The following is a 26,946-nucleotide window of genomic DNA, read 5'->3' as shown; positions in this document are numbered from 1 at the left end:
CCGCTCAGGCCGCGAGTTCCGCCCCCCGGCCGGTGCCCCGCCGGATCACCAGGGACATCAGGGCCGCGGCCGCGCACAGCCCGCCGGACGCGTACCAGACCACGTCGTAGGAGCCGAAGACGTCCCGGGCCACGCCGCCGAGGAAGGCCACGAGCGCCGCCCCGACCTGGTGCGAGGCGAGCACCCAGCCGAAGACGATCGCGCTGTCGGCCCCGTAGTGCTCCCGGCACAGGGCGAGCGTGGGCGGCACCGTGGCCACCCAGTCGAGCCCGTAGAAGACGATGAAGAACACCATCGGCACGTGCACGCTGGGCGCGAGCAGGATCGGCAGGAACACCAGCGAGACGCCGCGCAGCGCGTAGTAGACGGCGAGCAGGCGCCGGGCCTCGAAGCGGTCGGTGAGCCAGCCGGAGGCGATCGTGCCCACGACGTCGAAGACGCCGATCACGGCGAGCAGCGACGCCGCGGCGGTGACCGGCATGCCGTGGTCGTGCGCGGACGGCACGAAGTGCGTGCGGACGAGCCCGTTGGTGGACGCCCCACAGATCGCGAAGGTCCCCGCGAGCAGCCAGAACGGGCCGGTGCGCGCCGCGTCGAGCAGCACCCGCACGGTCCGCACGGCGGCACCCCGCGTGGGCTCCGGCTTGGGCGTGAACTCGCCCCCGTACGGGGCGAGTCCGACGTCCGCGGGGTGGTCGCGCAGGAGCAGCCAGACGAACGGCACCACGACGAGCGCGGCCAGCGCGACCGTCACGGACGCGGGCCGCCACCCGTGCTCGGCCACGATCCACGCGCACAGCGGCAGGAACACCAGCTGGCCGGAGGCGCCCGCCGCCGTCAGGACGCCGGTGACCAGGCCGCGCCGCTCGACGAACCAGCGGTTGGTGACGGTCGCGGAGAAGGCGAGCGCCATGGACCCGGTGCCGAGGCCGACCAGGAGGCCCCAGTAGAGCAGCAGCTGCCAGCTCGCGGTCATCCACACGCTGAGCAGCGCGCCCGCCGCGACCAGGCCGAGCGCGGTCACGACGACCTTGCGGATGCCGAAGCGGTCCATGAGCGCGGCGGCGAACGGCGCGGTGAGCCCGTACAGCGCCATGTCGACGGAGACGGCGAGGCCGATCTCGCCCCGGGACCAGTCGAACTCCTCGTGCAGGGGGTCGATGAGCAGGCCGGGCAGGGAGTTGAAGGCGGCGCCGCCGATGATCGTCACGAAGGTGACGGCGGCGACGAACCAGGCGCGGTGGACGCGGGGCGTCCGCCGCCGCGGGCCCCCTGGGGACTCGGCGCCGCCCGCCCGTGCGGAGGTCTCGGTTGTCTGGGTCACGTCAGCCAGCATCCGGTTCGGGACCGGGGCGATCGAGTGGCCGGGGGGACAGCGTTCGCTAGGATCGGGCCATGGCCGAGCAGCGGGTGCGCGGGGGCGGGCGGGGGCGGCGGGCTCCGGCCCCACACCGCGTCGCCGTCCTCGTCATGGACGGTGTCATCCCCTTCGAGCTGGGCATTCCCCAGCGCATCTTCGGCCGCGCGCGCGATGCCGAAGGGCGGCGCCTGTACGAGGTCGTGACCTGTTCCGTACGGCCGCCGGGGCCGGTCCGCACGGACGCGGACTTCGCCGTCCTCGTCGAGCACGGACCCGAGGCGCTCGCCGCCGCCGACACCGTCGTGGTGCCCGCGTCGCACGAGCTGGGCCCCGTGTACGAGGAGGGCCGTCTGACCGATGACCTCGCCGCCGCCTTCGCGCGGGTGCGCCCCGGCACCCGGATGGTGTCGATCTGCACGGGCGGCTACGTCCTGGCGGCGGCGGGCCTCCTGGACGGCCGCCCGGCGACCACGCACTGGGCGCACGCGGTCCACTTCCAGCGGCTCTTCCCGCGCATCGAGGTCGACGCGGACGTGTTGTTCATCGACGACGGGGACGTGCTCACGTCCGCCGGGGTCGCCGCGGGCCTCGACCTGTGTCTGCACGTGGTGCGCCGCGACCACGGCTCGGCCGTCGCCAACGAGGTGGCCCGCTCCACGGTCGTACCGCCGCACCGCGACGGCGGGCAGGCGCAGTACGTCCAGCGCCCGGTGCCCGAGCCGCGCCTTGCGACGACGACCACCGCGCGGGCCTGGGCGCTCGGCCGCCTGCACGAGCCGCTCCAGCTGCGCGACCTCGCCGAGCAGGAGGCCATGTCGGTGCGCACCTTCACCCGCCGCTTCCGCGAGGAGGTCGGCGTCAGCCCCGGTCAGTGGCTGACCCGGCAGCGGGTGGAGCGGGCCCGCCACCTCCTGGAGTCCACGGCCCTGTCCGTCGACCGGGTCGCCCGCGAGTGCGGCTTCGGCACGGCCCAGTCCATGCGCCAGCACCTCCAGTCGGTCCTGGGCGTGACGCCGACCGCGTACCGCCGTACGTTCCGCGGCGCGGACGGGCGCTGACCCGCCCGGCGACGGTCAGCCGCAGCGCACGAGGGCGTCCAGGGCCACCGCCCCCTGCCCGCGGCCGAGGACCATCAGGGGGTTGATGTCCAGCTCCGCGAGCCGCCCCTCCAGTTCGAGGGCCATGCGCTGGACGCGCAGGACGACCTCGACCAGGGCGTCCAGGTCGGACGGCGGCGCCCCGCGCACCCCGTCCAGGAGGGCCCGGCCGCGCAGCTCGTCGAGCATCGCGCGGGCCTGGTCCTCGCCGAAGGGCGGCACGCGGACCGAGGTGTCGTGCAGGACCTCCACGAGCACCCCGCCGAGCCCCACGGTCACGGTGGGCCCGAACAGCGGGTCCTGGCTGACGCCGACGACCATCTCGACGCCGCGCTCCACCATCTGGCAGACCAGGACGCCGTCGAGGTCGATGTCCTCGTAGCGGGCGATGTCGGTGAGGTCGCGGTAGGCGTCGCGGACCTGGCTGGCGGAGGTGAGGCCGATCCGGACGAGGCCGAGTTCGGTCTTGTGGGCGATCCGCGCGCCGGAGGCCTTCATGACGACGGGATAGCCGACCTGCCCGGCGGCGCGGACGGCCGCGGCCGCGCTGGTGACGAGCTGTTCGCGCGGTACGCGGATGCCGTACGCGCGCAGGAGCTGCTTCGCGGCGTGCTCGCTGAGCTGCCGGCCGGGGCGCATCAGGGCCTCGGCCTTGCGGTAGGAGGGCGACGCGGTGCGCGGGGCCTCGTCGAAGGGGGAGCGGTAGGCGGCGGTGAAGTGGTGGTGGTCCACGTAGGCGCGGACGGCCGTGACGCAGTTGGCGAAGGTGCGGAAGGTGGCCACGCGCGAGGAGCCGAGCAGGGTCGTGCGGTAGGCCTCCTCGGTGCCCACGGGGGAGCCCCACACCACACAGATCAGCTTGTCCGTCGTCTCGGCCGCGGCGACCAGGTCCTCGGCCAGCTTGTCGCTCATCGGCGGGAAGGGGCCCGTGATGGGGCAGATCAGGACGCCGATCGCGGGATCGGCCAGGATCGCGTCGATGATCTTGCGGCCGCGCCAGTCGCCGACGGGGTGGCCGCCGTTGTCGATGGGGTTGGAGACGTTCAGATCGTGCGGGATCCACTGGTGGAGCTCGGTCTGCCGGGTCTCCGGGAGCGTCGGCAGGCGCAGGCCCGCCGCCGTCGCCAGGTCGGCGAAGTGCGCGCCGGTGCCGCCGGAGATCGAGTAGACGGCCACGCCGTCGGCCCTGGGCGGCCGGGCCCGCGCCAACAGGGCGGCGGTGTCCTGGAGTTCGTCGAGCCCGTCGACGCGGATCACGCCGAACTGCCGCATCGCCGCGTCCACGACGGTGTCGGCGCCGGTCAGCTTGCCGGTGTGCGACGCGGCCGTGCGGGCGCCGGTCTCGGTGCGGCCGACCTTGACGGCGACGACCGGGACACCGCGCCGGGCGGCCCGGTCGGCGGCGAGCAGGAAGGCGCGGCCGTCCTTGAGGCCCTCCACGTACGCGGCGATGGCGCCGACGTCCGGCTGCTCGGCGAAGTACGAGAGGAAGTCGGCGGTCTCCAGGTCGGCCTCGTTGCCGGTGGGCGCCCAGTGGGAGAGGCGGATGCCCAGCTCCTGGAGGGTGAAGACGGGGCGGCCCTGGTGGCCGGACTGGGTGATGAGGGCGATGGCGGGGCCTCGCAGGTCCTCGCGGAACTCCTCGAAGGCGTTGAGGTTGGTGTTCGGGCCGAGCAGCCGCAGGCCCGAGCGGCCGACGGCGGCGGCGAGCCGGTCCTGCGCGGCGGCGCCCGCCGCGCCGGTCTCGGCGAAGCCGGAGGCGAAGACCACCGCGAACCGCGCCTTGGCCTCGGCGAGTTCCTCCACGACGGGCAGCGGATCGCGCACCAGGACGACGGCCACGTCCACGGGGCCCGGCAGTTCGGCGACCGAGCGGGCGCAGGGGATGCCGAAGACGGCGGGCCTGCTGGGGTGCACGGGGTGGAGCCGGGCGCCGACGCGCTCGGCCCAGGCGACGAGCCGGCGGGTGATGCCGGTGTGCGGCCGCCCCTCGGCGTCCGACGCGCCGATGACGGCGACGGACTCCGGGCGGAAGAACCGGTCGAGGTCGGGGACGTCGGCGTACAGCGGGCGCCCGCTGACGTCCAGGTCGCCCGGGGTGGCGGTACGGCCGTGGACGGTGGCGGCGGGGAGGCTGCCGCAGGCGACGGCGCGTGCGCGGCGGGGGTCGGGGGTGAAGGTGCCGTACGTCGATCCAAGCATCGGTACGCCCGCTCCTGTGTGACGGCGACGACTGGGCCGGCCGGGCCCCGGGGTGCGGGGCCGCGGGCGGCTGCGACAGTGCCGGAACTCGAAACTGACGCTTAGTCAGATTACTGAACTGACGGCCTGTCAGGAATGGGGCTGCGAGCAAAGTCCGGCGGGGCACCTGAGGCCGCTGCGCAAGCAGCGCACAGCGCCCTCCCACGGAACCGCATAACGCGCCGCCTGCCAAGACCGCCTCGGCCGGCCGGCCGGACGGCGCGGCCCGTCCGGCGCGGGGCTCACGCCCCCGACCGGGCCACGGCGCGGGCGATCCGGCCCGCGTCCCTGGCCAGTTCGCGCAGCGTGCCGCTGATGGGGGTGGTGAAGCCGGTGAAGTACAGGTCCGGGGCCTCGGGGGCGGTGCGCGGGCCGAGGACCCGGGGGCGGCCGTGCGGGTCGAGGACGCCGAGGTGGCCGAGGAGGGGCTCCAGGGCGCGGCGGTAGCCGGTGGCGGCGATGACGGCGTCGGGGCCGACGCGGCTGCCGTCGGCGAGGAGCACCTTGCCGCCCTCGAAGGACTCGACGGCGGCGACCGGTTCGACCCGGCCCGAGCGCACCGCGTCGATCAGGCCGACGTCCTGCACCGGGATGGCGCCCTCGCGGACGCGCGAGTACAGGCCGGTGGCGGGGCGCGGCAGGCCGTGCGCGGACAGGTCGGGCACGCTGACGCGGGCGATCGCGCGGCCGAGCCGGTCGACGACCGGCACGGGCAGCCTGCGGCACAGGATGCCGGAACGCTGGGCGGGCCAGCCCGCGGTGGAGCGGCGCATGATGTGCGGAGCGGTGCGCACGGCGATCCGGACCCGGGCGGCGCCGCCCTCCGCGAGGTCGACGGCGATCTCCGCGCCCGTGTTGCCGATGCCGACGACGAGGACGTCCTGGCCCGTGTAGGGGCTGGGCTCGCGGTAGGCACTGGCGTGCCGGAGGTCGCCGGGGAAGGTGTCGGCGCCCGGCCAGTCGGGCACGTGCGGGGTGTGGTTGTGGCCGGTGGCGACGATCACCGCGCGGCCGGTCAGCTCGCGCCCCCCGGTGGCCCGCAGGAGCCAGCCCCCGTCGTCGGCGGTGCGCTCCAGGCGGGTCACCTCGACGCCGGTGACGACGTCCAGTTCGTGGTGCTCCGCGTACTTCTCCAGATAGCGCACCACGTTGTCCCGGGAGGCCCAGCGGCCGAACGAGCGCGGCATCGCGAGGCCCGGAAGGCCGGACAGGCGGCGCGTGGTGTGCAGATGGAGGCGGTCGTAGTGGCCGCGCCAGGACGCGCCGACGCGGTCGGACTTCTCCAGGACGACGGCGCGTACGCCGCGTGCGCGCAGCGCGGCCGCGACGGCGAGACCGCCGGGGCCGCCGCCGACGACGTACACGGGGCGGACCGGTCCTGGTCTGTCCGGGAGGGGCCGGTCGGTGCTGGGGGGAGGTGGGTTCGAGTCGGCCATGACGGGAGAGTAACCACGCCGTCACTTGATGGGTGACGGACAAGTCCGAAACCGGTTGCGAATTGATCACGTACGACGGCCTCTTGCGCGCGCCCTGACCGATGCGCTGAACTGACATGCCGTCAGGTATTGCTCGCCGCCCCTGCTGATCAGGAGAGACCGCCGCATGGACACCACCCGCCCCCAGGGCGCCGCACGGCCCGGCACGCCCCGCACCGGCCGCGTCCCCGGGCGGGCGGGGAGCCGGTGGCGCGGGGCCGAGAAGGGCCGGTTCGAGCGGGACGCGGGGCCCGTACGGTGACGGCCGACGGACGACCCCGCTTCGACCTCCCCGAAGTTGACGCCTTCACCCGGACCTACTGGGACGCCGCCGGCGAGGGCCGACTGCTGCTCCGCCGCTGCCACGCGCCCGGCTGCGGGCTCGCCCACCACTACCCGCGCGAGTTCTGCCCCCACTGCTGGAGCGAGGACGTCACCTGGGAGAGCGCCCGCGGGGACGCCACGCTCTACACCTGGTCCGTCGTCCACCGCAACGACCTGCCGCCCTTCGCCTCCCGCGTCCCGTACGTCGCCGCGGTCGTCGACCTCGTGGAGGGGCCGCGCATGATGACGGAGCTGGTGGGCTGCGCGGAGGGCGAGCCGCGCGTGGGGATGCCGCTGCGGGTCACGTTCCGCCGGCTCGGGGAGGGCCTGGTGGCACCGGTGTTCGAGCCGGTGGGGGCCCGCGATGGGACCATGCCGCATGACCACAGCTCCCGCAGGACGCTGGCGACTGACGGCTGACCCCGCCGAGTTCCTCGACCGCGCCCGCGCCCATCTGCACGCCGAGCCCGCGCTCAACACCGTGTTGCTCACCGTCGCCGACACCCTGCGCACCCGGGGCCCGCACGCGTACGGGGAAGGGGAGCCCCCGCCCCTCTTCGGCTGTCTGGACGGGGACGGCGCCGTGCGCGGGGCCTTCCTGCGCACCGCGCCCCGCCGGGTCGCCGTCAGCCCCCGCACGGCGGACGCGCCCGGGGCGCTCGACGCCCTCGCCGGGGAGCTTGCCGCCCTGGTGCCCGGGCTGCCCGGGGTGATGTCGGACCACGCGGCCGCAGAGGCGTTCGCGCGGGCCTGGCAGCGGCACACCGGGGACGCCGTCGCCGAGGACCTGCGTCAGCGGCTGTACCGGCTCGGCGCGCTCACCCCGCCCGTGCCCGCGCCGCCGGGGGCCGCGCGCGTGGCGGCCCCGGGCGACCGGGAGTTGCTGGCGCGCTGGCACCGGGCGTTCGCGGCCGACCTGGGCCAGCCCTCCCTGATGGACCCGTACCGGTGGGCGGACGCCCGGCTCGCGTACGGGGGCGTCACGCTCTGGGAGCTGCCCGACGGCACCCCCGTGTCCATGGCGGGCGCGACCGTCCCCGTCGCGGGGCAGATCCGCGTCGCGCCGGTCTACACCCCCGCCGAGCACCGCGCCCGCGGGTACGCGGCCGCCGTCACCGCCGACGTCACCCGGGCCGCCCTCGCGGCGGGCGCCGGTGAGGTGCTGCTCTTCACCGACCTCGCCAACCCCACGAGCAACGGCCTGTACCGGCGGCTCGGCTACCGCCCGGTCCGGGACTACGCGCAGTTCACCTTCACGCGGGCGCGGTGAGCTGCTTCACATAGCGGTGGCAGGGGACGCGGATGGGTCCCGTGGCGCTGGCGGCGAGGTACTCGAAGAGGCCCTCGTCGCGCCAGCCCTGGCGTTCGTAGAAGCGGCGGGCGCGGGCGTTGCCGTCGACGACCGCGAGCCACGCGCGCCGGTGGCCCTTGGCGGCGACCACGCGCTCGGCCTCGGCGAGCAGCGCGACGGCCACGCCCGTGCCCCGGTGCGCGGCGGAGACGTAGACCTGCTCGACCTCGTCGTCGACCACCATCACGAAACCGGCGACCACCCCGGCAACCAGCGCGACCACCGTGTCGTCGACGCGGCTCGGGGCACGCAGCACGAACGACTGGGGCGTGCGGACCGTGAGGAGCGCCTCGGGGACGTGCCCCAGGTGGCCGTCGCTCCAGCCCGCGTGCCAGATCCGGGCGACCGCCGCGGCGTCCTCCGCGCGCGCGGGGCGCAGGACGAGCCCGGCGTCCTCTCCGGTCAAGCCTTCCTCTTCGGTCACGGCCACAGCAACTCCCTCAGCCAGGCCCCCTGTTGGTCCGCCGCCCGGTACCGCAGGCGCACGTGCCGCCGTCGGGCGTCCCCTTGGAAGAACTCCACCTCATCGGGGGCCAGTACGTACAGCGTCCAGCTCGGCGCGTCGGCGTCCGGTCGCTCGGCCGCACGCTCCCAGGCGGCCTCCGAGGCCTCCGTCAACTCGGCGCGCGAGGCGAGGACTTCGCTCTGGTGTCCGACGAGCGCCGCGGCGAGCGCCCCCGTGCTCCGCGCGTGCAGGTCCGCGAGGGCCTCGGCGTGCGGGGCGACGGCGACCGGGCCGCGCAGCCGGATCTGGCGGGCCTGGGCGGGCCAGTAGAAGTGCAGGGCCGCGTGCGGACGCTGGGCGAGCTGGCGGCCCTTGCGGCTGATGTCGTGCGAGGCGAAGTGCCAGCCCGCCGCGTCGGCGTCGTGCAGCATGACGGTGCGCGCGTCCGCGCGGCCCGCCCCGTCCGCCGTCGCCAGGGTCATGGTGTGCGGCTCGGGCTGGCCCGCGGCCACCGCCTCGGCGAACCAGCGGTGGAAGAGCCCGAGCGGCGCGGGTGGCGTGGCCGCCGGGTCGAAGGTGGGCAGGTCGGTGTCCCACACCTTCTGGGATCTGAGCAGGTCGCGAAAGCGGTCCGTCGTCGTCATGGCTCGATTGTGCGCTCCCCTGTCCGCTGACACGGCCCCGCGCCCCTTCGGGGCGCTTCCGTGCGGGGTGCTCCCGTTCCGTCTCAGTCGCGGGCGAGCACCACCGTGCCCGATGAGCAGAACCAGCCGCCCGTGCCGGAGGCCACCGCCAGTTCCGGGAGGCTGCCGTCCGCGCGGTGGACCTGGCGGCCCTCGCCCGCGTCGCCGCGCAGCTGCCGTACCGCCTCCACGAGCAGGAACAGGCCCCGCATGCCGGGGTGCTGGGCGGAGAGCCCGCCGCCGTCCGTGTTGGTCGGCAGCTCGCCGTCCCGCAGCAGCCGGCCCTTCTCCACGAAGGCGCCGCCCTCGCCCTTGGCGCAGAACCCCAGGTCCTCAAGCGTCACCAGGGTCATGTAGGTGAAGGCGTCGTAGATCTGCGCCACGTCGATGTCCGCGGGCCGCACCCCGGCCCGCTCGAACGCGAGGCGCCCGCTCACGGCCGCGGGGGAGACGGTGAAGTCCCGCCACTCGGACATGGTGGTGTGCGACACGTGCTCGCCGGTGCCGAGGACCCAGACGGGCCGGGGCGCGCAGTCGCGCACGAGGTCCTCGGCCGCGAGCAGGACCGCGCAGCCCCCGTCGGAGCGCAGACAGCAGTGCAGCTTGGTGAACGGGTCGGCGATCACGGGCCCGCCGAGCACGTCGTCGACCGTGATCGGCTCCCGGAACATCGCCTCCGGGTTCGTCGCCGCGTTGGCCCGCGCCTGCACCGCCACGGACGCCAGCTGTTCGAGCGTGGTGCCGTACTCGTGCAGATGGCGCCGGGCTGCCATCGCGTACTTGGCGATCAGCGAGTGCCCGTACGGGACCTCGAACTGGAGCGGGCCGCGCGCCCCGAAGGACAGGTCGCCGGTGCGGCGGCCCGCCCTGACGTCCGCGCGTGCCGTGGAGCCGTACACGAGCAGGACCGCGTTCGCGTGTCCCGCGGCGATCGCGTCCGCCGCGTGCGCGGCCATCACCTCCCAGGTGGCGCCGCCCACGGCGGTGGAGTCCACCCAGCGCGGGCGCAGGCCCAGGTACTCCGCGACCTCGACGGGCGCGAGGGTGCCGAGGCCCGCGGAGGCGAGCCCGTCCACGGCGTCCCTGCCGAGCCCGGCGTCGGCGAGTGCCCGGCGCGCGGCCTGGGCGTGCAGGGCGTGGGGCGTGACGTCGTCCAGGCGGCCGCAGTCGGCGAGGGCGACCCCTACGACGGCGACCTTCCTGGTACCTGTGCGCGAGGGGCTCGACATGAATCTGACGGTATATCAGATCTGCGGCGGGCGGGAGGGCGTCCTTTCGCGGGGCTTCCGGGCGTCGCGGGCCTGGGCATCTGCCCCGCGCGGTCCTAGCATGTCGGCCCGTCGCCGTACATGACGGTTCGTCAGATACGGGTGTGCCGCCCGGGGAGGAGCCCGCCGATGGACGCCGCCTGCACCGTGGAGCAGGACGAGATCCGCCGCGCCGTGCGTGAGGTGCTCACCAAGCGCCGGGCCGCCGAGGGCCTCCGCGCCGCCGTGCGCACCCCCGCCGGGTACGACGCCGCGCTCTGGGAGGCCCTCGCCGGGCGGCTCGGGCTTCCCGGGCTCGCGCTGCCCGAGGAGTACGGGGGCGTCGGGTGCGGGCCCGTCGAACTCGCCCTCGCCGGGGAGGAGCTGGGCCGGGCCCTCGCTCCCTCCCCGCTGTTCGCCACGGCCGCGCTTGCCGCGCCGCTGCTGCTCCGCCTCGGTACCGCGCGCCAGCGCGCGGCGCTCCTGCCCCGCATCGCCTCGGGCGGTCTTACGGCCGCCCTCGCGGTGCCCGGGGCCGCGCTCGGCACCGCGCTCGGCCTCACCGGCGGCAACGGTGGCGACTGGGCGGGCGGCGGGCGCGCGGGCGGCGTCCAGGCCACCGCCGCCACCGGGGCCTGGCGCCTCTACGGCCAGGCCGACCAGGTCCTCGACGGACACAGCGCGGGACTGCTGCTCGTCGCCGCGCACACGGGCGGCTTCGCCCGCTCGCGGACCCTGCTGTTCCTCGTACGGGACGACGCCCCCGGGCTCGTCCGCACCCGGCGGACCACCCTGGACGAGACGCGCGCTCAGGCCCGCGTCGAACTGCGCGACGTGCGGGCGGAGTTGCTCGGCGACGGCGAGGGCGCCGAGGTGCTCCCGGCCCTCGCGGACGTGGGGGAGCGGGCCGCCGCCGTGCTCGCCGCCGAGGCCGTCGGCGCCGCGGACGAGGCCCTCGCGCGCACCCTCGGCCACGTCCGGGAGCGCGAGCAGTTCGGCCGCCCGATCGGGTCGTTCCAGGCGGTGAAGCACCGCCTCGCGGACGTGTACGTGCGGGTGTGCGCGGCGCGGTCGGCGGCGTACTACGCGGCCTGGGCGGCGGGCCCGCGGGACCGCGAGGACGCGGCCCCCGCCGAGCCCGGCGCGGGCCTCGCGCTCGCCTGCGCCCTCGACGCGCTGCGGACGGCGGCGGCCGAGGCCGTCCAGCTGCACGGCGGCACCGGCTTCACCTGGGAACACGACGCGCACCTGTTCTTCAAACGGGCGTCGGGCGACGAGCTGCTCTTCGGCCCCGCGCACCGGCTGCGGGCGCACGCCGCCGAAAGCGCCGGACTGTTCGCGCTCCACCCCGACGCCGGACGGGCGCCCGTTCGGGTGGAGCGGGCCGCCGCGGCCGAGGAGGCGGCGGTCTGATGGCCGGGCCCGGCGTCCGGCTCGTACGGAAGGTGTCGGCGACCCGCGCCTTCGCCCGGATCGCCCCGCACGTGGTGCCCGCCGCCGACCGCGCGGTGCACCGGCTCACACGGGGAAGGGTGCTGCTCAGCGCGCGCATGCTGCCCGGACTCGTGCTCACGGCGCGGGGCGCGCGGAGCGGCCTTGCGCGGCGGACGCCGCTGGCCTGTCTGCCGCGGCGGGACGGGAGTTGGCTCCTGGTCGGCTCCAACTTCGGCCGGGCCGCGCATCCCGCGTGGACCGCGAACCTGCTGGCCCACCCGGACGCCGAGATCAGCTGGCGCGGCCGGGACGTACCGGTGCGGGCCCGGCTGCTCACGGGCGACGAGCGGGCCCGTGCGTGGTCCGCGGCCCTGGAGTTCTGGCCGCCGTACGCGGCGTACCAGGAACGGGTGGACCGGGAGATACGGGTCTTCCGCCTGGAACGGCGGGACGGGGACCGGCCCGGCGCCTGAGGGTGAACCGGGGAGCGGACCGGCCCGGCGCCTGAGGGCGAACCGGGAAGCGGCCGCAAAAGAGGAGAGAAGGGGGGAACGGAAAGAAAGGGGCGCAGCCCCGTCGGGCGCGGCCCGGGGGCCGCGCCGGGGTGACAGGACTGTTCGGGGCTGCCGCCGCTACTTCGTGGGCTTCTTGCCGGTGACGCCCATGTGGACCAACGCGGCGAGGTTCGGCTTCAGTTCGGCTTGTTTGACGCCCCAGGTCTGGAAGCCGCGCTGGTGGGAGGCGACCGCGGCGAGCATCGCGACCAGCGAACCGGCAAGGGCCGCAGGGCTCACGTCCTTGTCGACCTTGCCCTTGGACTGGAGCTCCTTGACGGTGTCCGCAAGGGAGTTGTTCACCGAGTTCAGGATCTTCATCCGGATCTTGTAGAAGCGCTTGTCGCCCTCGGCGGCGCCCAGGTCGACGACCCGGAGGATCGCGTCGTTCTTCCGCCAGAAGTCGAGGAAGCCGTCGACGAGGTCCTGCGACGTCTGCCAGCCCGCCTTGCCGACCCAGGAGCGGCCCTCCAGGAGGTGGGTCAACTCCGCGCCCTCGGTGGCCATTTGCTCGGCGATCTCCAGGACGGCGCCTTCGACGTCCGGGAAGTACTGGTAGAACGTCGCCGGTGAAGTGCCCGCCTTCCGGGCGACGTCGATGACCTTCACGTCGCGGTAGGGCGAGGAGCTGAGCATCTCGCTCAGGCAGTCGAGCAGTTTCTGACGTGTCGCCTGACCACGTCGACCGGCCACTCGGCCGTCGACGGTTCGTACCTGTCCTGTCATGCCGTCAGCTTACCGAGGGGTGATCGGAGCGCGATTCGACCGAGTGCAAATGGGGTTGGAGCGGTGGCACAGGGGCGCTGGAGGGGGACCGGAGTGCGCCGGAGGGCGCCCGGGGGCGGTGGTGCGCGCCGTCCGAAAAGAATTGGCCATGTGTTCGATTTTGCGGGCTGCGCGGTGCCGGACCGGGGGTTAGCTTGACTGTGACGGAGGCCATAGGAAGGCCTTCCCCGTGCGCCGACAAGCGACAGCCGACGAACAACAGCCGACGGGCAACAGCCGACGGGCAAGGGCTGTCGACGGGCGAGAGCTGAGGAAACGGTTCCATGGACTTCGCGGAAGGCGTCCCCTGCTGGGTGGACGCGATGCTGCCCGACGTGGAGGGCGGCAAGCGCTTCTACGGTGAGCTCTTCGGGTGGACCTTCGACTCCGGCGCGGGCCCCGAGCACGGGCGCTACGCCCAGGCGCTGCTCGACGGCGAACCCGTCGCCGCGCTCGCCCCCAAGCCGGACGGCCGCATGCCGACCACCTGGACGGTCTATCTGGCGACGCCCGACGCCGCCACGGCCGCCGCCCGGGTCACGGCCGCGGGCGGACAGGTGATCACGGAGCCGGTCCCGGTGGGCGCCTACGGCACGATGGGGCTCGTGACCGACCCCGAGGGCGCGGTCTTCGGCCTCTGGCAGGCCGGGGAGCACCGGGGCTTCGGCGCGCTGCGGAAGCCGGGCGCCTACTGCTGGACCGAGGTGCACGTACGCGACAAGAGCGTCGTGGACCCCTTCTACGAGGCCGTCTTCGGCTACGGCGGCCACGACGTCGAGATCGGCGGCGAGGAGTTCCGCACCTGGTCGCCCGAGGGCGCCGAGGCCGGGCCCGACACCGCGGTGGGGGGCCGTGCCGTGATGTCCGGCGCGGTGCCCGCCGAGATGCCCGCGCACTTCCTCAGCTACTTCGCCGTGGCCGACTGCGACGCGACCGCCGCCGCGGCGCGCCACCTCGGCGGACGGGTGCGGACCGAGCCGTACGACATCCCGTACGGAAGGGTGGCCGTCCTCGTCGACAACCAAGGGGCGGCATTCGGCATCCTCCAGGACTGAAGTCCCCCATCAGGTCCCGTTATGCGGCTTTTGTGCGGAAACATCCCGATGTTGCCCCGGGTTCGCAACCATCGCCCGGGACAGGAAGAATCAGGGTGCGTGCCGCCCGAGCGGCTCGGTGGTGAGACGCTGCACGAGGCCGCCCTTCGACGGTGGCCGGGTACGGGGAGGTGGCAGGCAAGTGGTGGACCAGCTGACGCAGCACGATCCGCGGCGGATCGGCCCGTTCGAGGTCCTGGGGCGGCTCGGCGCCGGCGGCATGGGGCTCGTGTATCTCGCGCGCTCCGCGTCCGGGCGCCGCGTGGCGATCAAGACGGTGCGGACGGAGCTCGCCGAGGACCAGCTGTTCCGGGTCCGCTTCACGCGCGAGGTGGAGGCCGCACGCGCCGTCTCCGGCTTCTACACGGCCGCGGTCGTGGACGCCGACCCGCGCGCCGCGGTGCCCTGGCTCGCCACGGCGTACGTGCCCGCGCCCTCGCTCGAGGAGATAGTGAACGAGCACGGGCCGCTGCCCACCCAGGCCGTGCGCTGGCTCGCCGCCGGGGTCGCCGAGGCCCTGGAGTCCATCCACGGCGCGGGCCTCGTGCACCGCGACCTGAAGCCGTCCAACGTCCTCGTCGTCGAGGACGGCCCGCGCGTCATCGACTTCGGCATCGCGTCCGGCGTCTCCAACACCCGTCTGACCATGACGAACGTCGCGGTCGGTACCCCCGCCTACATGTCGCCCGAGCAGGCGAAGGACTCCCGCAGCGTCACCGGCGCCAGCGACGTCTTCTCGCTCGGCTCCACCCTCGTCTTCGCCGCCACCGGGCACGCGCCGTTCCACGGCGCCAACCCCGTCGAGACCGTCTTCATGCTCCTGCGCGAGGGCCCCGACCTGGAGGGCCTGCCCGACGAGCTGCGGCCGCTCATCGAGTCCTGCATGCAGATGGAGGCCGCCCTGCGGCCCACCCCGAACGACCTGCAGGCCCAGCTCGCCCCGCACCTCTTCGCCTCCGAGAGCTCCGACGACAGCGGCACCGCGTCCGCCTGGCTGCCCGAGCGGGCCGTGGCCCTCATCGAGGCCCGGCGGGGCGGGCGCCCGCCCGCGCGCGCCGCCGCCGGCACCGGCTCCGCCGGGCGCAACAGCCGCGCCGGGGCCGCGTCCGCGCCCGTGTCCCTGCCGCCCCCGCCGCGGCAGGCGCCCGCCATGCCCGCGCACGCCCCCTCCCAGGCGGCGCCCTCCACGCCCTCGCACGCGGCCTCCCACGCCCCCTTCCACGGGGGCGCGCCGGACTTCCACGGGGGTGCGCGTGGGGGTGCGTCCGGCCTCCACGGGGGCGTGCCCGACGCCGGGCCCGTGCGGCTCGCGGGCGCCCAGGTGCCGATCGGGCCCGGGCCCCGGGTCGCCGAGGCCCGCGCCGCCGTCGTGCCGCCGCCCTCCGGGCTCGCCGGGTCCTGGTCGCGCTCCGGTACGCCCGCCCCGGCGCAGCCGCGCGCCAACGGCACCGCGCCCGCCGCCGCGCCCACCGGAGCCGGGGCCGCCGCGGGCGGCTCCTGGCGGCCCTGGCGGTTCCGCATGTCCAACGACGTGTGGGGCACCCCCGCCGTCGCCGGGAACCTCGTGTACGTCACCTCCTTCGAGGTCCACGCCCTCGACGTGGGCACCGGGCGGCGCAGCTTCAAGACCCGCGACGTCGCCTGGTCCATGGCCGTGGCCGACGGCCGCATCCACGCCTCCGACGGCCCCACCCTCTACGCCCTCGACGGCTCCGACGGCTCCGACCTGTGGCGCCTGTCGACCGACGCCTGGGTGTACGCCCTCCAGGCCGACCGGGGCACCGTCGTCACCGCCACGCGCGGCGGCGGCGTCCAGGGCTGGGAGGCCGCCAACGGCGAGAAGCTCTGGGAGATCACCGGCGCCCAGACCGAGTTCGAGACACCTGAGGCCGCGCCCGTCATCCGCGACGGCACGGTGTACGTCTGGAAGGACGCCCGGCTCCGCGCCGTCGACGCCCGCAGCGGCATCGAGCGCTGGTCCTACCCCATCGGCGACGCCGCGTCCTGCGGCGGCGTGCCCGTCCGCGTGACCCAGGCCGCCGACGGCTTCGTGTACGTGGCTGCGGGCACCCGCGTCCTCGCCCTGGACGTCGCGGCCGGGCACGTCCGCTGGCACTTCGAGGCGCCCGCCGCGTTCCTCTCCCCGCCCGCCTTCGCGCCCGGGCCCGCCGTCACCGGCGGCGGCGTCTACCTCGCCGACTACCTGGGCACGGTCTACGCCCTCGACGCCACGGACGGCCGCGACCGCTGGCGCATCGCGACCGAGTCCCGCTCCTCCGTCGAGCCCGTCCTGGTCGCGGACGGCCACGTGCACGTCGGCAGCGGCAAGGGCCTCTACACCCTCGACGCCGTCACCGGCACGCCCAAGTGGCGCTTCCAGGCGGGCGGCGAGGTCGTCGGCTCGCCCGTGGTCGCCGACCGCCGCATCCACTTCGGCGCCACCGACCACCTCCTCTACACCCTCAAGGCCGACGACGGCCGCCTCCGCTGGAAGCTCGCCACCGGTGGCGAGATCACGGGGGCGCCCGTGGTGCGGGACGGGGTGGTGTACGCGTGCAGCAAGGACCGCTGCGTGTACGCGCTCGACGCGGAACGAGGCACAGCCACAGCCCGCTGACCCCCGGCCCGAAGCCTCGCGCTGCGCCCGCCCGGCGCGGTCCCACCCACCCGCCCCCACCTCGGCGGGGCCGAAGCCCGCCCGGCGCCGCCTCGTACAGGCCCTGGGCCGCGAGTGCCTGGCAGTTCCCACGCATGCCTGCGCCAGTAGCGGCGGTGACTCAACGCTCTTCAGCAGCTCCTCAGCCAGGCTCGAAGGCGCGGTGCATGACGAACGCGACGACCGTGCCGCCCTGCTGGCTCGGACCGGCCCACCATTCGTCGGCCAGTCCGTCGACGAGGAGCAGTCCGCGGCCGTGGGCTTCGGTGGCTTCGGGCGTGCGCAAGCGGATGTGGGCGGGGCAGCCGGGGTTGTGCACCTCGACGCGCAGCGCTTCGCTCACGCGGTACCAGCGGACGCGCACGTGCCAGGGCTCGTCGGCCTTCCCGTAGAGGATGGCGTTGGTGACCAGCTCCGAGATCATGAGTAAGCAGTCGTCCACGGAGCATGCGAGCTGGTGCGGGTCGGTGAACTTGCGGAACCAGCGGCGTGCGTGGCCCACCGACTCCGGGACGGGGTAGAGGGTCATGCCGCCGAGGGGTTCGGGGGCGGGGCCGTCGTGAAAGGTGCCGTAGGTGCGCGTCATTGCGCTTCCCCTTCCGGTAAATGGCCTTAGCCACTTACCGGATAGTGGCATTGGCCACTTTGGGCGGCAAGCGCTTCGGCGGAAGCCGCGCCCATGACTCACCCCAACGGGTAACCCTGCTCGAACGCCCAGCGCCCTGGCGGGTACACGGCCTCGGCGAACTCCAGCGGCCGGTCCTGCAGGTCGTACACGACGTGATGGACGACGAGGACGGCGGCGGGCAGTTCAAGCCTCAGCTCAGCGGCTTCTTCCTCACTGGCCAGCCGGGCGCAGACCCGGTCCTCGCCGTAGCTGCCGCGGCGTCCGGTCGCTTCCTCGACGTACAGGACCGTGCCCTGGCGGATCCGCTCGGGTTCCAGGAGCCCGGGCGCGCGGCGCCCCAACTCGGCCGGGAACCACGACGTGGACACCTCGACGGGCTGCTCCCCGGAGTTGGTCACCCTGCGTCGCTGGATCGCCCTGCGGCCCCTGCCCAGTTGGAGTGCTTCCGCCACGTGCTCGGGCGCCTCGGCGTACCCGGCGGACGCGATGACCGCGTACTCGCCCGGACCGTAGATCCGCCCGGTCTGCCGGGCTCGCCCGTACCGCTCGCGGGCGCGCCGGTGCACCTGCTGATCGCGTACGTACGTCCCCGAGCCCTGCCGCTTCTCGACCAGCCCTTGATGCCGCAGCGCCTCCAGCGCGCGGGCCGACGTCGGCCGGGACACGTTCCAGTCCGCGGCCAACTGCCTCTCGGAGGGCACCTCGTCACCGGGCTGCAGATCGCCGCGCAGGATCTGATCGCGGATGTACTGCGCGATCTGCAGATACTTGGGCAGAGCTTCAGCGATCTCGGGCACGCGACATCCCCTCGTCAACTGGCTAATACCACGGGCCACTATAGGTGGGCAGGACCGAGCGGTCCCTCTACGCTGCCCTCGTGAAGCGACTCATCGTGGCAGCAGGAGGCGGCGGTGACGCGGTGGCCGCAGCGATGCTGCACGCGGCTCTGTACGCGGCCGATGACGAACCGGCCCTGATCCTCACCTACTCCTGGGACCGCCTGATCGTCGACCCGGTCCCGGGCCCACGCGCCCCGGCCGACTTCACCGGCCTGCGCCAACTCACGCCGCACGTCTGGGCAGTCCCCGGCACCGCGACCCCGAAGCCGCCGCACGCGGCGACCCTGCCCCGCCTGGCCGCCGAACTCCCGCACGCCTTCGCCCTCGTCGACCCCTACGCCGGAGCGACAGGCATCACCCGCCAACTCGACGAACTCACTGCCCATTTCACCCCGCATACCATCGACCTCTTGGACGTCGGCGGCGACATCCTGGCTCACGGCGACGAACCCACCCTGCGCAGCCCCCTGGCCGACGCCCTCACCCTCGCCGCCTGCATCCGCGCCGATGCGGCCGCCGACATCCGCCTCCTGGTCGCAGGCCCGGGCCTGGACGGCGAACTGTCCGCAGACACCCTCCGCCCCCGCCTCGGCCCCCTGACCGCCACGCTCACCCCCGAGCACGTACGGGCCATCACGCCGATCCTCAACTGGCACCCGTCCGAAGCGACAGCCCTCCTCGCCGCCACGGCCCTGGGCGCCCGGGGCCTGTGCGAGGTCCGTGACGCCGGACTCCCCGTCCCTCTCACCGCCGAAGGCCCCACGGTCCACCGAGTCGACCTGGCCACCGCGTTCTCCGGCAACCGCCTCGCCCGGGCCATCGCCGCCACCACCACCCTCGACGAGGCGGAGGAGCACTGCCGCACCGTCTGCGGCACCTCCGAGATCGACTACGAACGAACCAAGGCCCAACGACTGAGCCGGCAACAGCCTGCCGTTGCCGCCCCGCGTGACCTACTGGCTCAGATCAACGGTTTCGAACAAGCCGCCCGTACCCGAGGAGCCACACACGCAACCGTCCGCCGCCTCACCGAGGCGCTGGGTCTCACCGGTGAAGCACTCCAGCACCTCGCCCGACTCAACGCCACGCGCGCCAGTCCCCTCCCTGCAACGGTGTGGAAGCTGCAAGACGAGTGAGTTGCAGCAAGCGCAGGCAGAGCTATCGGCGGAGGGAGTGGGCGGCGTACTGGGCGGTGGGGCCCAGTTCCTCCTCGATGCGGATGAGTTGGTTGTACTTGGCGGTGCGGTCGGAGCGGGAGAGGGACCCGGTCTTGATCTGGCCGCACCCCGTCGCCACCGCCAGATCCGCGATCGTCGTGTCCTCCGTCTCTCCCGAGCGGTGGGACATGACGACGGTGTAGCCCGCCCGGTGGGCGGCGGAGACGGTGGCCAGGGACTCGGTGAGGGTGCCGATCTGGTTGACCTTCACGAGGACGGAGTTGGCGACGCCGGTGGCGATGCCCTCGCGCAGGAGGGTCTCGTTGGTGCAGAAGACGTCGTCGCCGGTGAGCTGGCAGCGCGCCCCGACGCGCGCGGTCAGGTCCCGCCACCCCTCCAGGTCGTCCTCGGCCATCGGGTCCTCGATCGACACGACGGGGTAGGAGTCGATCAACTTGACCAGGTGGTCCGCGTGTTCGGCGGGGGTGCGCCGCACGCCCTCCCCGGCGTAGTCGTAGACGCCGTCGCGGAAGAACTCGGAGGAGGCCGGGTCCATGACGAGGCCGATGTCCGTGCCCGGCCGGTACCCGGTGCGCTCGACGGCGGCGACGACGAAGTCGAGGGCCTCCTCGGCGGTGCGCAGGGCCGGGGCGAAGCCGCCCTCGTCGCCCACGCCCGTGGAGTGCCCGGCGGCGAGGAGGTCGCGGCGCAGGGTGTGGAAGATCTCGGACCCCATGCGCACGGCCTCGGCGAAGCTCTCCGCGCCGATCGGAGCGATCATGAACTCCTGGAAGTCCAGGGGGTTGTCGGCGTGCGCGCCGCCGTTGACGATGTTCATCATCGGTACGGGCAGGAGGCGGGCGTCGGAGCCGCCGAGGTAGCGGTAGAGCGGCAGGCGGTGGGCGGCTGCCGCGGCCTTGGCGGTGGCCAGGGAGACCCCGAGGAGCGCGTTGGCGCCGAGCCGGGACTTGGCGGGGGTGCCGTCCGTGGCGACGAGGGCGGTGTCGAGGCCGGCCTGGTCCTCTGCCTCGCGGCCGAGGACGGCGGCGGCGAGCTCCGTGTTGACGTGGCGTACCGCCTGGTCGACGCCCTTGCCGTGCCAGCGGGCCGGGTCGCCGTCGCGCAGCTCGACGGCCTCGCGGGCGCCGGTGGAGGCGCCGGAGGGGACCGCGGCCCGGCCGAGGGATCCGTCCGCGAGCTCCACGTCCACTTCGACGGTGGGGTTGCCCCTGCTGTCGAGGACGCGGCGGCCGGTGACGGAGGTGATGGCGGTCATGGGAGTCCTCCCGTTGTCGCATGCGTGGCCGGGGTTCGGCTGCGGCGACGGTGGCGCGGACCCGGCGCACCGCACTCTACAGCAGTGCTGTGCAGTTGTGCTGTTCAGTTTACCTGTTCAGCACCGCTGCTCAGCTGAGCTGAGCAGGGTGACTGTTCAGATGAGCTGCGCAGACCTGCCGCTCAGCCACGCCGGTCAGGCTCGCGCTCCAGCCGCGCCGGTCAGGCTCGCGCTCCAGCCGCGCCGGTCAGGCCCGCTCCCCAGCGCCCCGCGCAGCCCTGCTGAACAGCACCGCTGCGTTAAAGTTCGGTATGCCCCTTCCGGAATCCGCCGCCGTCGCCGCAGAACTGCGTACCGCGATGGGAAAGCTCACGCGGCGCGTGAAGCTCGAGGACCAGATGCCGCACGGCCAGGTGGCCGTCCTCGGTGCCCTCGACCGCAGCGGTGCGATGACGACCAGTGAGCTGGCGGCCGATCAGCGGGTGCGCCCGCAGTCCATGGCCCGGGCCGTGGGGCTGCTCATGGAACAGGGGCTGATCACGCGCAGGGCGCATCCGACCGACGGGCGCAAGAGCCTGGTCGAGCTGTCCGCCGCGGGGCGGGAGCTCCTTGAGGAGGAGCGGGGGCGCAGGGCGGACTGGCTCGCCCGGGCGATCGAGGCGGAGCTGACGCCGGAGGAGCGGAAGCTGCTGGCCCGGGGGATCGGCCTCGTGGAGAGGCTCGCGGCCCACTAGGACCTGCCCGCGGACCTACCGCAGGCGGTGCCCCCCGCCCCCGCTCCCGCCCCGGGCCCGGGCGGCGAAGAGCGCCGCCTGTCGCGCGGGCGGCGCGTTGCCCAGGGCGATGAGGTGCGGCGCCTGCGCGAGGGCCGGCGCGCGGGCCGCCTCCTTCGTGGCCCACAGGGCCCGGACCGTGCCCTGGACGGACTCGGTGGGGTAGGAGGCGATGGTCGCCGCCGCCCGGAGCGCCGCGGGCAGGAGCCCGTCGCCGGGGCACAGCTCGGAGACGAGCCCCACCTCGTAGGCCCGCCGCGCGGACATCCGCTCGGCCGTCCCCATCAGGGCCGTCCGCGCCACCTCCCCGAACGGCATCCGCTGGGCCATGTGCACGGTCTCGTACGCGCTGACCATCCCGTACGTCGTGTGCGGATCGAAGAACGTCGCGTGCTCGGCGGCGAGGGCGAACTCCGCCTCGCCGAGCAGGTAGAACGCCCCGCCGCAGGCCATGCCGTTGACGGCGGCGAGCACCGGTTTCCACAGGTCGTTGGCCTTGGGTCCGACCGTGAGGAGCGGGTCGTCGAGGGAGTACGGCGAGGAGGGCTGGGGCACCTCGGCCGACCGGTCGACGCCGGTGCAGAACGCCCGGTCGCCCGCGCCGGTGAGGACCACGGCCCGCACCGCGTCGTCGTGGCGGAACTCCCGCCAGGCCGCGGTGAGTCCGGCGGCCAGGGGCAGGTCGATCGCGTTGTGCCGCTCGGGCCGGTCCAGGGTCAGGACGGCCACACCGGTCTCCTCGTCCCGCTCGACCCGGAGCCCGGCGCCCGTCACGGCCGCTCCAGGACCCAGCGCGGCACGACGACGCCGCCCTGGTCGGCGAAGACCACCTGGACCCGGGCCCCGACGCGGGGGCGGCCGGGCGCCACGGAGTCCAGGGAGGCCCCCGCCCGCGCGACGAGGTTGCCGACGAGCCGGATGCGCGGGGCCTCGGCCAGCTCCACGACGACCGGGTGGTACGGGGCGAGGGCGGCGTAGGCGGGCAGGAGCGGCGGGTGCGGGACGACGTACGACCAGATCCGGCCCTTGCCGCTCATCCGGCGCCAGTCGGTGGCGAAGGACCCGCAGTGCGGACAGCAGGGGCGCGGCGGGAAGCGGAGCGCGCCGCAGCCGTCCGCCGCGCAGGCCTGTACGCGCAGCTCGCCGCGGGCCGCGTACTCCCAGAAGGGGGCGCCGTCGTCGTCGACGACGGGGGTCAGCAGTTCGTTCATGGCTCGATCAGCTCCTCCGTGGGCCGCGCGAACGCGCGGCGGCCGAGCTTCAGTTCCGTAGCAGGACCGCCGACGTCGGTACGCCCTCGCCCGCCGTGACCAGGCACGTCTCCGCTCCGGGCACCTGTGCCGTGCCCGCGCCGCGCAGCTGCCGCACGCCTTCGGTGATCAGGTTGAAGCCGTGTACGTACGCCTCGCTGAGGCCGCCGCCCGCCGTGTTGAGGGGGAGGCGGCCGCCGATCTCCAGGGCGCCGCCCTCGGTGAACGCGCCGCCCTCGCCCCGGTCGCAGAAGCCGTAGCCCTCCAGGGAGAGCGGGATGAGGGGCGTGAACGCGTCGTAGATCTGGGCGACGTCGACGTCCTCGGGGCCGAAGTCCGCGTGTTTCCACAGGTGTCGGGCGGCGGTCCAGGCGGGCCCGGAGAGCGGGTCGTCGTTCCAGTAGTTGACCATGCCGTGGTGCTGGGCGGGCAGTCCCTGGGCGACGGAGTGGACGTACACGGGCCGGTGGCGGCAGTCGCGGGCGCGGGCGGCGGAGACGAGGACGCAGGCCAGCGCGCCGTCGGTCTCCAGGCAGTTGTCGAAGAGGCAGAGCGGCTCGCTGATCCAGCGGGAGGTCATATACATGTCACGTGTGAGCGGACGCTCGTACATGATCGCGGCCGGATTCTGGTTGGCTCGATTCCTGCAGGCCAGGGCCACGTTGAAGAGGTGGTCGCGGCTCGCGCCGTACTCGTGCATATAGCGGCGGGTGAGCATCGCTATCTCGTCGACAGGACGAAGCAGCCCGAAGGGCCGGGTCCACTGGGCGGGGGTGGGGAGCTGGACGGCGGTGTTCTTCCACGGCCTCGGGCCGCTGCCGCGCTTGCGGGAGCGCCAGGCGACGCCGACCGTGGCCTGGCCCGTGGTGATCGCGGCGGCGAGGTGGGCGAGCGTGGCGCAGGAACCGCCGCCGCCGTAGCCCGCCTTGCTGAAGAAGGTCACGTCCCCGGCGCCGATGGCCTTGGCCACCTCCACCTCGTCGGTCTCCTCCATGGTGTACGAGGCGAAGGCGTCGACCTCGGCGGGGGCGATGCCCGCGTCGGCGAGCGCGGCGAGGATCGCGCGGCAGGCCAAGGCCTTCTCGCTCTCGGGGAGTTGCCGGGCGAAGGCGGTCTGCCCGATGCCGGCGATCGCCGTGGCGTCCTTGAGCGAGGCGGTCCCCCCGGGCCTTCTGGCGCGCCCCGCGGGCCGTGTGGCCCTGTCCGCCGCCGCGGGTCCTGTTGAACCATCGGTTGCCCGTGGTTTTCTGGGGGAAGTCATCCGGGTACCTCCACACGCCGAGCGGTGCACCACGCTGCTGACAGCGCGCCAGGCTACAGCTAATCTGACGGATAGTCAGCTACGTGGCGGAGGGGGATGGGTGAGGATGCGCGGTGACCTGGAGTGGGGCAGTGTCCCGGGCCTGGTCCGGGCGGCGGTGCGGCGCTTCGGTGACCGGGAGGCGGTCGTCGAGGGCCGTACGCGGGTGACGTACGAGGAGCTCGGCGAGCGCGTCGAGCGGGCCGCCGCCGCGTGTCTGGCGCGCGGGGTGCGGGCCGGGGACCGCGTCGCCGTCTGGGCGCCGAACACCCTCGACTGGATCGTGTCGGCCCTCGGCGCGGTCAGCGCGGGCGCCGTGCTCGTGCCGATCAACACCCGCTTCAAGGGCACGGAGGCGGCGTACGTCCTGCGCCGTTCGCGCGCCCGGCTGCTCTTCGTCACCGGCACGTTCCTCGGCACGTCGTACGTCGCGGCGCTCCGGCGCGCGGCCGGTGACGGGTCCGGCGACGGACCGCTGCCCGGCCTGCCGCACCTGGAGGAGGTGGTCGTGCTCGCCGACGACGCCCCCGCCGACTTCCGCACCTGGAAGGACTTCCTCGCGGGCGGCGACGCGGTGCCGGACGCCGAGGTGCGGGCCCGCGCGGACGCGGTCGAGGGCACCTGGCCCTCGGACATCGTCTACACCTCGGGCACGACGGGCCGCCCCAAGGGCGCGGTGATCACCCACGCGCAGACGCTGCGCTGCTACGAGATCTGGAGCGACCTCGCGGGACTCCGCGAGGGCGACCGCTACTTGATCGTGAACCCCTTCTTCCACACCTTCGGCTACAAGGCCGGGATCATCGCCTGTCTGATGCGGGGCGCCACGATGGTCCCGCAGCCGGTGTTCGACGTGGACACCGTCCTCGCGAACGTCGTCGGCGAGGGCGTCACGGTGCTGCCCGGACCGCCCACCCTGCACCAGGCGCTCCTGGACCACCCGGCCCGGGACACCCACGACCTGTCCGCGCTCCGGCTCGTGGTGACGGGCGCCGCGGTCGTGCCGCTGCGCCTGGTGGAGCGGCTCCGCACCGAGCTGGGCATCTCCACGGTCCTCACCGCGTACGGGCTCTCCGAGGCCAGCGGCATCGTCACGATGTGCCGCAGGGGCGACCCGGAGGAGGTCGTCGCGACCACGTCCGGCCGCGCGATACCCGGCACCGAGGTGCGAGTCGTGTCGGTGGCGGGGGAGACGCTGCCGCCGGGCAGCCCCGGCGAGGTGCTGGTCCGGGGCCACCACGTGATGAGCGGCTACTACGAGGACCCGTCCGAGACCAAGAAGGTCCTGACCGGCGACGGCTGGCTGCGGACCGGCGACGTGGGCGTCCTCGACGAGGACGGCAACCTCCGCATCACGGACCGGATCAAGGACATGTTCATCGTCGGCGGCTTCAACGCCTACCCCGCCGAGATAGAGCAGCTCCTCGGTGTCCACCCCGACGTGTCCGACGTCGCCGTGATCGGGGTCGCTGACGCGCGCCTGGGCGAGGTCGGCAAGGCGTACGTGGTGCGCCGCCCCGGCACGACGCTCACCGCCGACGACGTGATCGCCTGGTCGCGGCGCGAGATGGCGAACTACAAGGTCCCGCGCGAGGTGGAGTTCGTGCCGGACCTGCCCCGCAACGCGAGCGGCAAGGTCCTGAAGGGCGAGCTGCGCCGGCGCGGCGTGAGCGGCTAGCCGAGCCGTGGCCGGGGCGCGGCCGGGCGGCTCAGCCGTCGGTCGCGGCCCGCTCGGCCGCGCTGCGCTCCACGCAGAACTCGTTGCCCTCGATGTCGGCCAGGGTCACCCAGCCTCTGCCGTCGGGCCTGCGGTGGTCTGCGACGAGTGTGGCCCCCAGCTTCAGGACCCGCTCCACCTCCTCGTCGCGGGACCGCTCCTGCGGTTGGAGGTCGAGGTGCACGCGGTTCTTCACGGTCTTGGCGTCCGGTACGGCGACGAAGAGCAGGTCCGTCCCCTCGGGCGTCCTGACCAGGGCCTCCGGGTCCCCGGGGGCGTCGTCCTCGGCGAGCGACCCGCCGAGCACCCCGGCCCAGAAGGTGCCGAGCGCGTGGGCGTCGCGACAGTCGAACGTGATGTGGCGCACCAGTGTCGTCATGCGGCGGACTATGCGACACGCGGCCGGGCCTGTCCACCGATTTCCGGCCCGGGCGCCGGGGTCCGAACGGCTCCGGAACCCGTACGACTCCGTGCCTCGAACGGCTCCGGGGCCGAGCGGGCGGCTCGGCCCCGGGTGCGCTCAGCTCCTCGGCGGGGTCGGCATCTGGCCGTCACCGGGCGGTGCCGGGAAGTGCCCGTCGCCCTGCGGGGTGACCGGAGTGTGGCCGTCCCCGAGCGGCGCTGCCGGGGCGTGGCTGTCGGCGAAGGCCGTCGTCGAGGCTCCCGCGGAGGCCGCGGCGACCACGGCCAGGGTGACGAGGATCTTTCTGGTGCGAGTCATTCCAACTCCTTGGAGGGGGACAGACTTTCCACAACTGACTCTAGCCGTACATAAGCCCTATATTCGAACAAATGCCGTTGAATCTTGCCGAGTTGGCGCAATCAGGCCACTCCGGAAACGCCTCGGCCGCGGCGGCTCCCCCTCCGCGCCGCCGCGGCCGATCCCCGTCAGGATGAAAGTCTCAGGCGTCCTTCCCAGGCGGCGCCGGCATGTGGCCGTCACCCTTGGTGGTCGCTCCGCCCTTGGGAGGGACGGGCATGTGACCATCGCCGGTCGGGACTATCGGTCCGTCCTCAGGCGGTGCGGGCATGTGCCCGTCCCCCATGGGCTTGAGGACTTTCTTCTTCTTGCTGTCGCTCATGTGTGACTCCAGCTTGGTGCGGGGCTCCGGGACTAGACCGCCCGCTCGGCAACTCCCCCGAGGGTCGCCGAGCGGGCGGTCCAGGGCCGCTCACGATAGCTGTGGGGCCCACGCGACCCGTCTGCCCCCCGACGCGACGGATCGTTGAAATAAGAGTGGCAGCCCGTCATAAACGTTCGATGAACGTGCTCGAAGACG

Annotated in this window: 27 protein-coding genes; 11 read left to right on the top strand and 16 right to left on the bottom strand. The window is 74.2% G+C overall.

The genetic code is table 11. The annotated features are described in order from the left end of the window. Positions 1 to 4: 4 nt before the first annotated feature. Positions 5 to 1,336: an MFS transporter gene (locus MQV74_RS18930; protein WP_242719232.1), complete on the bottom strand. Its 1,332-nt coding sequence runs from the start codon at positions 1,334 to 1,336 to the stop codon at positions 5 to 7. A gap of 59 nt (positions 1,337 to 1,395) precedes the next feature. Between MQV74_RS18930 and MQV74_RS18925 the strand changes: the two genes are divergently transcribed. Next, on the top strand, positions 1,396 to 2,418 hold the full coding sequence (locus MQV74_RS18925) for a GlxA family transcriptional regulator (protein ID WP_242719230.1): 1,023 nt from the start codon (positions 1,396 to 1,398) through the stop codon (positions 2,416 to 2,418). 15 nt (positions 2,419 to 2,433) lie between these two features. Here the strand turns inward: MQV74_RS18925 and MQV74_RS18920 are convergent, their stop codons facing one another. Both MQV74_RS18920 and MQV74_RS18915 read right to left on the bottom strand, forming a co-directional pair. Beyond that, the gene (locus MQV74_RS18920; RefSeq protein WP_242719228.1) at positions 2,434 to 4,659 is read right to left on the bottom strand and encodes an acetate--CoA ligase family protein; all 2,226 of its coding nucleotides are present in this window, start codon (positions 4,657 to 4,659) and stop codon (positions 2,434 to 2,436) included. Between the two features lie 281 nt (positions 4,660 to 4,940). After that, a complete protein-coding gene (locus tag MQV74_RS18915) occupies positions 4,941 to 6,134 on the bottom strand; it encodes a flavin-containing monooxygenase (RefSeq protein ID WP_242719226.1) in 1,194 nt (397 codons plus the stop codon). A 166-nt stretch (positions 6,135 to 6,300) separates the two neighbouring features. Between MQV74_RS18915 and MQV74_RS40815 the strand changes: the two genes are divergently transcribed. The 3 genes from MQV74_RS40815 to MQV74_RS18905 are packed head-to-tail and all read left to right on the top strand — an operon-like array spanning position 6,301 to position 7,767. Further along, positions 6,301 to 6,435 (top strand): hypothetical protein, encoded by a 135-nt coding sequence (locus MQV74_RS40815; protein WP_278194178.1) that lies wholly within the window; start codon positions 6,301 to 6,303, stop codon positions 6,433 to 6,435. Beyond that, positions 6,432 to 6,917 carry a Zn-ribbon domain-containing OB-fold protein gene (locus MQV74_RS18910; protein ID WP_242719224.1) on the top strand — a complete coding sequence of 162 codons (486 nt, stop codon included), beginning with the start codon at positions 6,432 to 6,434 and terminating at the stop codon, positions 6,915 to 6,917. The genes MQV74_RS40815 and MQV74_RS18910 overlap by 4 nt, the downstream gene beginning before the upstream one ends. Then, the gene (locus MQV74_RS18905) at positions 6,877 to 7,767 is read left to right on the top strand and encodes a GNAT family N-acetyltransferase (RefSeq protein ID WP_242719222.1); all 891 of its coding nucleotides are present in this window, start codon (positions 6,877 to 6,879) and stop codon (positions 7,765 to 7,767) included. Before MQV74_RS18910 ends, MQV74_RS18905 begins: the two co-directional genes overlap by 41 nt. Here MQV74_RS18905 and MQV74_RS18900 read toward each other — a convergent pair. From MQV74_RS18900 to MQV74_RS18890, 3 genes are all read right to left on the bottom strand, one after another. Next, positions 7,751 to 8,272 (bottom strand): GNAT family N-acetyltransferase, encoded by a 522-nt coding sequence (locus MQV74_RS18900; protein WP_242719220.1) that lies wholly within the window; start codon positions 8,270 to 8,272, stop codon positions 7,751 to 7,753. The two genes, MQV74_RS18905 and MQV74_RS18900, sit on opposite strands and share 17 nt — an antisense overlap. Further along, on the bottom strand, positions 8,269 to 8,937 hold the full coding sequence (locus tag MQV74_RS18895) for a pyridoxine/pyridoxamine 5'-phosphate oxidase (RefSeq protein WP_242719218.1): 669 nt from the start codon (positions 8,935 to 8,937) through the stop codon (positions 8,269 to 8,271). The genes MQV74_RS18900 and MQV74_RS18895 overlap by 4 nt, the downstream gene beginning before the upstream one ends. An 83-nt stretch (positions 8,938 to 9,020) precedes the next feature. Then, the gene (locus tag MQV74_RS18890; protein WP_242719216.1) at positions 9,021 to 10,205 is read right to left on the bottom strand and encodes a thiolase C-terminal domain-containing protein; all 1,185 of its coding nucleotides are present in this window, start codon (positions 10,203 to 10,205) and stop codon (positions 9,021 to 9,023) included. A 168-nt stretch (positions 10,206 to 10,373) separates the two neighbouring features. Between MQV74_RS18890 and MQV74_RS18885 the strand changes: the two genes are divergently transcribed. Next, positions 10,374 to 11,636, top strand: a complete 1,263-nt coding sequence (locus MQV74_RS18885) for an acyl-CoA dehydrogenase family protein (RefSeq protein WP_242719214.1) — start codon at positions 10,374 to 10,376, stop codon at positions 11,634 to 11,636. Further along, positions 11,636 to 12,130, top strand: a complete 495-nt coding sequence (locus MQV74_RS18880; RefSeq protein ID WP_242719212.1) for a nitroreductase/quinone reductase family protein — start codon at positions 11,636 to 11,638, stop codon at positions 12,128 to 12,130. Before MQV74_RS18885 ends, MQV74_RS18880 begins: the two co-directional genes overlap by 1 nt. A gap of 159 nt (positions 12,131 to 12,289) precedes the next feature. Here MQV74_RS18880 and MQV74_RS18875 read toward each other — a convergent pair whose 3' ends face one another. Continuing rightward, a complete protein-coding gene (locus MQV74_RS18875; RefSeq protein ID WP_138960308.1) occupies positions 12,290 to 12,937 on the bottom strand; it encodes a TetR family transcriptional regulator in 648 nt (215 codons plus the stop codon). A 323-nt stretch (positions 12,938 to 13,260) separates the two neighbouring features. Between MQV74_RS18875 and MQV74_RS18870 the strand changes: the two genes are divergently transcribed. After that, positions 13,261 to 14,031 (top strand): VOC family protein, encoded by a 771-nt coding sequence (locus tag MQV74_RS18870; RefSeq protein ID WP_242719210.1) that lies wholly within the window; start codon positions 13,261 to 13,263, stop codon positions 14,029 to 14,031. 181 nt (positions 14,032 to 14,212) lie between these two features. Further along, a complete protein-coding gene (locus MQV74_RS18865) occupies positions 14,213 to 16,687 on the top strand; it encodes an outer membrane protein assembly factor BamB family protein (RefSeq protein ID WP_242719208.1) in 2,475 nt (824 codons plus the stop codon). Between the two features lie 181 nt (positions 16,688 to 16,868). On the opposite strand, the gene MQV74_RS18860 is transcribed toward MQV74_RS18865, so the two are convergent. Beyond that, the gene (locus MQV74_RS18860; RefSeq protein ID WP_242719205.1) at positions 16,869 to 17,312 is read right to left on the bottom strand and encodes an ATP-binding protein; all 444 of its coding nucleotides are present in this window, start codon (positions 17,310 to 17,312) and stop codon (positions 16,869 to 16,871) included. Positions 17,313 to 17,410: 98 nt separating this feature from the next. Continuing rightward, positions 17,411 to 18,151, bottom strand: a complete 741-nt coding sequence (locus MQV74_RS18855; RefSeq protein WP_242719203.1) for a GntR family transcriptional regulator — start codon at positions 18,149 to 18,151, stop codon at positions 17,411 to 17,413. An 80-nt stretch (positions 18,152 to 18,231) separates the two neighbouring features. On the opposite strand from MQV74_RS18855, the gene MQV74_RS18850 reads away from it, so the two are divergent. Continuing rightward, complete coding sequence (locus MQV74_RS18850) at positions 18,232 to 19,329, top strand: DUF1152 domain-containing protein (protein WP_242719201.1); 1,098 nt, start codon at positions 18,232 to 18,234, stop codon at positions 19,327 to 19,329. A 22-nt stretch (positions 19,330 to 19,351) separates the two neighbouring features. Here MQV74_RS18850 and eno read toward each other — a convergent pair whose 3' ends face one another. Further along, complete coding sequence (gene eno / locus MQV74_RS18845) at positions 19,352 to 20,626, bottom strand: phosphopyruvate hydratase (protein ID WP_242719199.1); 1,275 nt, start codon at positions 20,624 to 20,626, stop codon at positions 19,352 to 19,354. Positions 20,627 to 20,937: 311 nt separating this feature from the next. On the opposite strand from eno, the gene MQV74_RS18840 reads away from it, so the two are divergent. Next, entirely contained in the window at positions 20,938 to 21,360 is a 423-nt protein-coding gene (locus MQV74_RS18840; protein ID WP_242719197.1) for a MarR family winged helix-turn-helix transcriptional regulator, read from the top strand. Positions 21,361 to 21,375: 15 nt separating this feature from the next. Here the strand turns inward: MQV74_RS18840 and MQV74_RS18835 are convergent, their stop codons facing one another. The 3 genes from MQV74_RS18835 to MQV74_RS18825 are packed head-to-tail and all read right to left on the bottom strand — an operon-like array spanning position 21,376 to position 23,910. Next, positions 21,376 to 22,173, bottom strand: coding sequence for an enoyl-CoA hydratase/isomerase family protein (locus MQV74_RS18835; RefSeq protein ID WP_242719195.1), 798 nt, complete (start codon positions 22,171 to 22,173; stop codon positions 21,376 to 21,378). Beyond that, positions 22,170 to 22,601, bottom strand: a complete 432-nt coding sequence (locus tag MQV74_RS18830; RefSeq protein ID WP_242728832.1) for a Zn-ribbon domain-containing OB-fold protein — start codon at positions 22,599 to 22,601, stop codon at positions 22,170 to 22,172. The genes MQV74_RS18835 and MQV74_RS18830 overlap by 4 nt, the downstream gene beginning before the upstream one ends. 58 nt (positions 22,602 to 22,659) lie before the next feature. Continuing rightward, positions 22,660 to 23,910 (bottom strand): lipid-transfer protein, encoded by a 1,251-nt coding sequence (locus MQV74_RS18825; protein ID WP_242719193.1) that lies wholly within the window; start codon positions 23,908 to 23,910, stop codon positions 22,660 to 22,662. A 106-nt stretch (positions 23,911 to 24,016) separates the two neighbouring features. Here MQV74_RS18825 and MQV74_RS18820 point away from each other — a divergent pair, with 106 nt between their 5' ends. Further along, complete coding sequence (locus tag MQV74_RS18820; RefSeq protein WP_242728829.1) at positions 24,017 to 25,627, top strand: FadD3 family acyl-CoA ligase; 1,611 nt, start codon at positions 24,017 to 24,019, stop codon at positions 25,625 to 25,627. Between the two features lie 31 nt (positions 25,628 to 25,658). Here the strand turns inward: MQV74_RS18820 and MQV74_RS18815 are convergent, their stop codons facing one another. The 3 genes from MQV74_RS18815 to MQV74_RS18805 form a co-directional block, all read right to left on the bottom strand. Then, on the bottom strand, positions 25,659 to 26,045 hold the full coding sequence (locus MQV74_RS18815; protein ID WP_242719191.1) for a VOC family protein: 387 nt from the start codon (positions 26,043 to 26,045) through the stop codon (positions 25,659 to 25,661). Positions 26,046 to 26,186: 141 nt separating this feature from the next. Next, positions 26,187 to 26,387: a hypothetical protein gene (locus tag MQV74_RS18810; RefSeq protein ID WP_242719189.1), complete on the bottom strand. Its 201-nt coding sequence runs from the start codon at positions 26,385 to 26,387 to the stop codon at positions 26,187 to 26,189. Positions 26,388 to 26,568: 181 nt separating this feature from the next. Then, positions 26,569 to 26,748, bottom strand: a complete 180-nt coding sequence (locus MQV74_RS18805; protein ID WP_242719187.1) for a hypothetical protein — start codon at positions 26,746 to 26,748, stop codon at positions 26,569 to 26,571. Positions 26,749 to 26,946: the final 198 nt, after the last annotated feature.

Source organism: Streptomyces sp. AN091965 (assembly GCF_022698285.1).
Lineage (GTDB): Bacteria > Actinomycetota > Actinomycetes > Streptomycetales > Streptomycetaceae > Streptomyces.
Note: the sequence above shows the minus strand (reverse complement) of the source record. Positions and strands in the feature narration are given on the sequence as shown.

Coding starts and splice junctions, on each gene's coding strand:
- MQV74_RS18930 (WP_242719232.1), bottom strand. CDS start 1,336: ATGCTGGCTGACGTGACCCAGACAACCGAGACCTCCGCACGGGCGGGC.
- MQV74_RS18925 (WP_242719230.1), top strand. CDS start 1,396: ATGGCCGAGCAGCGGGTGCGCGGGGGCGGGCGGGGGCGGCGGGCTCCG.
- MQV74_RS18920 (WP_242719228.1), bottom strand. CDS start 4,659: ATGCTTGGATCGACGTACGGCACCTTCACCCCCGACCCCCGCCGCGCA.
- MQV74_RS18915 (WP_242719226.1), bottom strand. CDS start 6,134: ATGGCCGACTCGAACCCACCTCCCCCCAGCACCGACCGGCCCCTCCCG.
- MQV74_RS40815 (WP_278194178.1), top strand. CDS start 6,301: ATGGACACCACCCGCCCCCAGGGCGCCGCACGGCCCGGCACGCCCCGC.
- MQV74_RS18905 (WP_242719222.1), top strand. CDS start 6,877: ATGACCACAGCTCCCGCAGGACGCTGGCGACTGACGGCTGACCCCGCC.
- MQV74_RS18895 (WP_242719218.1), bottom strand. CDS start 8,937: ATGACGACGACGGACCGCTTTCGCGACCTGCTCAGATCCCAGAAGGTG.
- MQV74_RS18890 (WP_242719216.1), bottom strand. CDS start 10,205: ATGTCGAGCCCCTCGCGCACAGGTACCAGGAAGGTCGCCGTCGTAGGG.
- MQV74_RS18885 (WP_242719214.1), top strand. CDS start 10,374: ATGGACGCCGCCTGCACCGTGGAGCAGGACGAGATCCGCCGCGCCGTG.
- MQV74_RS18880 (WP_242719212.1), top strand. CDS start 11,636: ATGGCCGGGCCCGGCGTCCGGCTCGTACGGAAGGTGTCGGCGACCCGC.
- MQV74_RS18875 (WP_138960308.1), bottom strand. CDS start 12,937: ATGACAGGACAGGTACGAACCGTCGACGGCCGAGTGGCCGGTCGACGT.
- MQV74_RS18870 (WP_242719210.1), top strand. CDS start 13,261: ATGGACTTCGCGGAAGGCGTCCCCTGCTGGGTGGACGCGATGCTGCCC.
- MQV74_RS18860 (WP_242719205.1), bottom strand. CDS start 17,312: ATGACGCGCACCTACGGCACCTTTCACGACGGCCCCGCCCCCGAACCC.
- eno (WP_242719199.1), bottom strand. CDS start 20,626: ATGACCGCCATCACCTCCGTCACCGGCCGCCGCGTCCTCGACAGCAGG.
- MQV74_RS18840 (WP_242719197.1), top strand. CDS start 20,938: ATGCCCCTTCCGGAATCCGCCGCCGTCGCCGCAGAACTGCGTACCGCG.
- MQV74_RS18825 (WP_242719193.1), bottom strand. CDS start 23,910: ATGACTTCCCCCAGAAAACCACGGGCAACCGATGGTTCAACAGGACCC.
- MQV74_RS18820 (WP_242728829.1), top strand. CDS start 24,017: ATGCGCGGTGACCTGGAGTGGGGCAGTGTCCCGGGCCTGGTCCGGGCG.
- MQV74_RS18815 (WP_242719191.1), bottom strand. CDS start 26,045: ATGACGACACTGGTGCGCCACATCACGTTCGACTGTCGCGACGCCCAC.
- MQV74_RS18810 (WP_242719189.1), bottom strand. CDS start 26,387: ATGACTCGCACCAGAAAGATCCTCGTCACCCTGGCCGTGGTCGCCGCG.
- MQV74_RS18805 (WP_242719187.1), bottom strand. CDS start 26,748: ATGAGCGACAGCAAGAAGAAGAAAGTCCTCAAGCCCATGGGGGACGGG.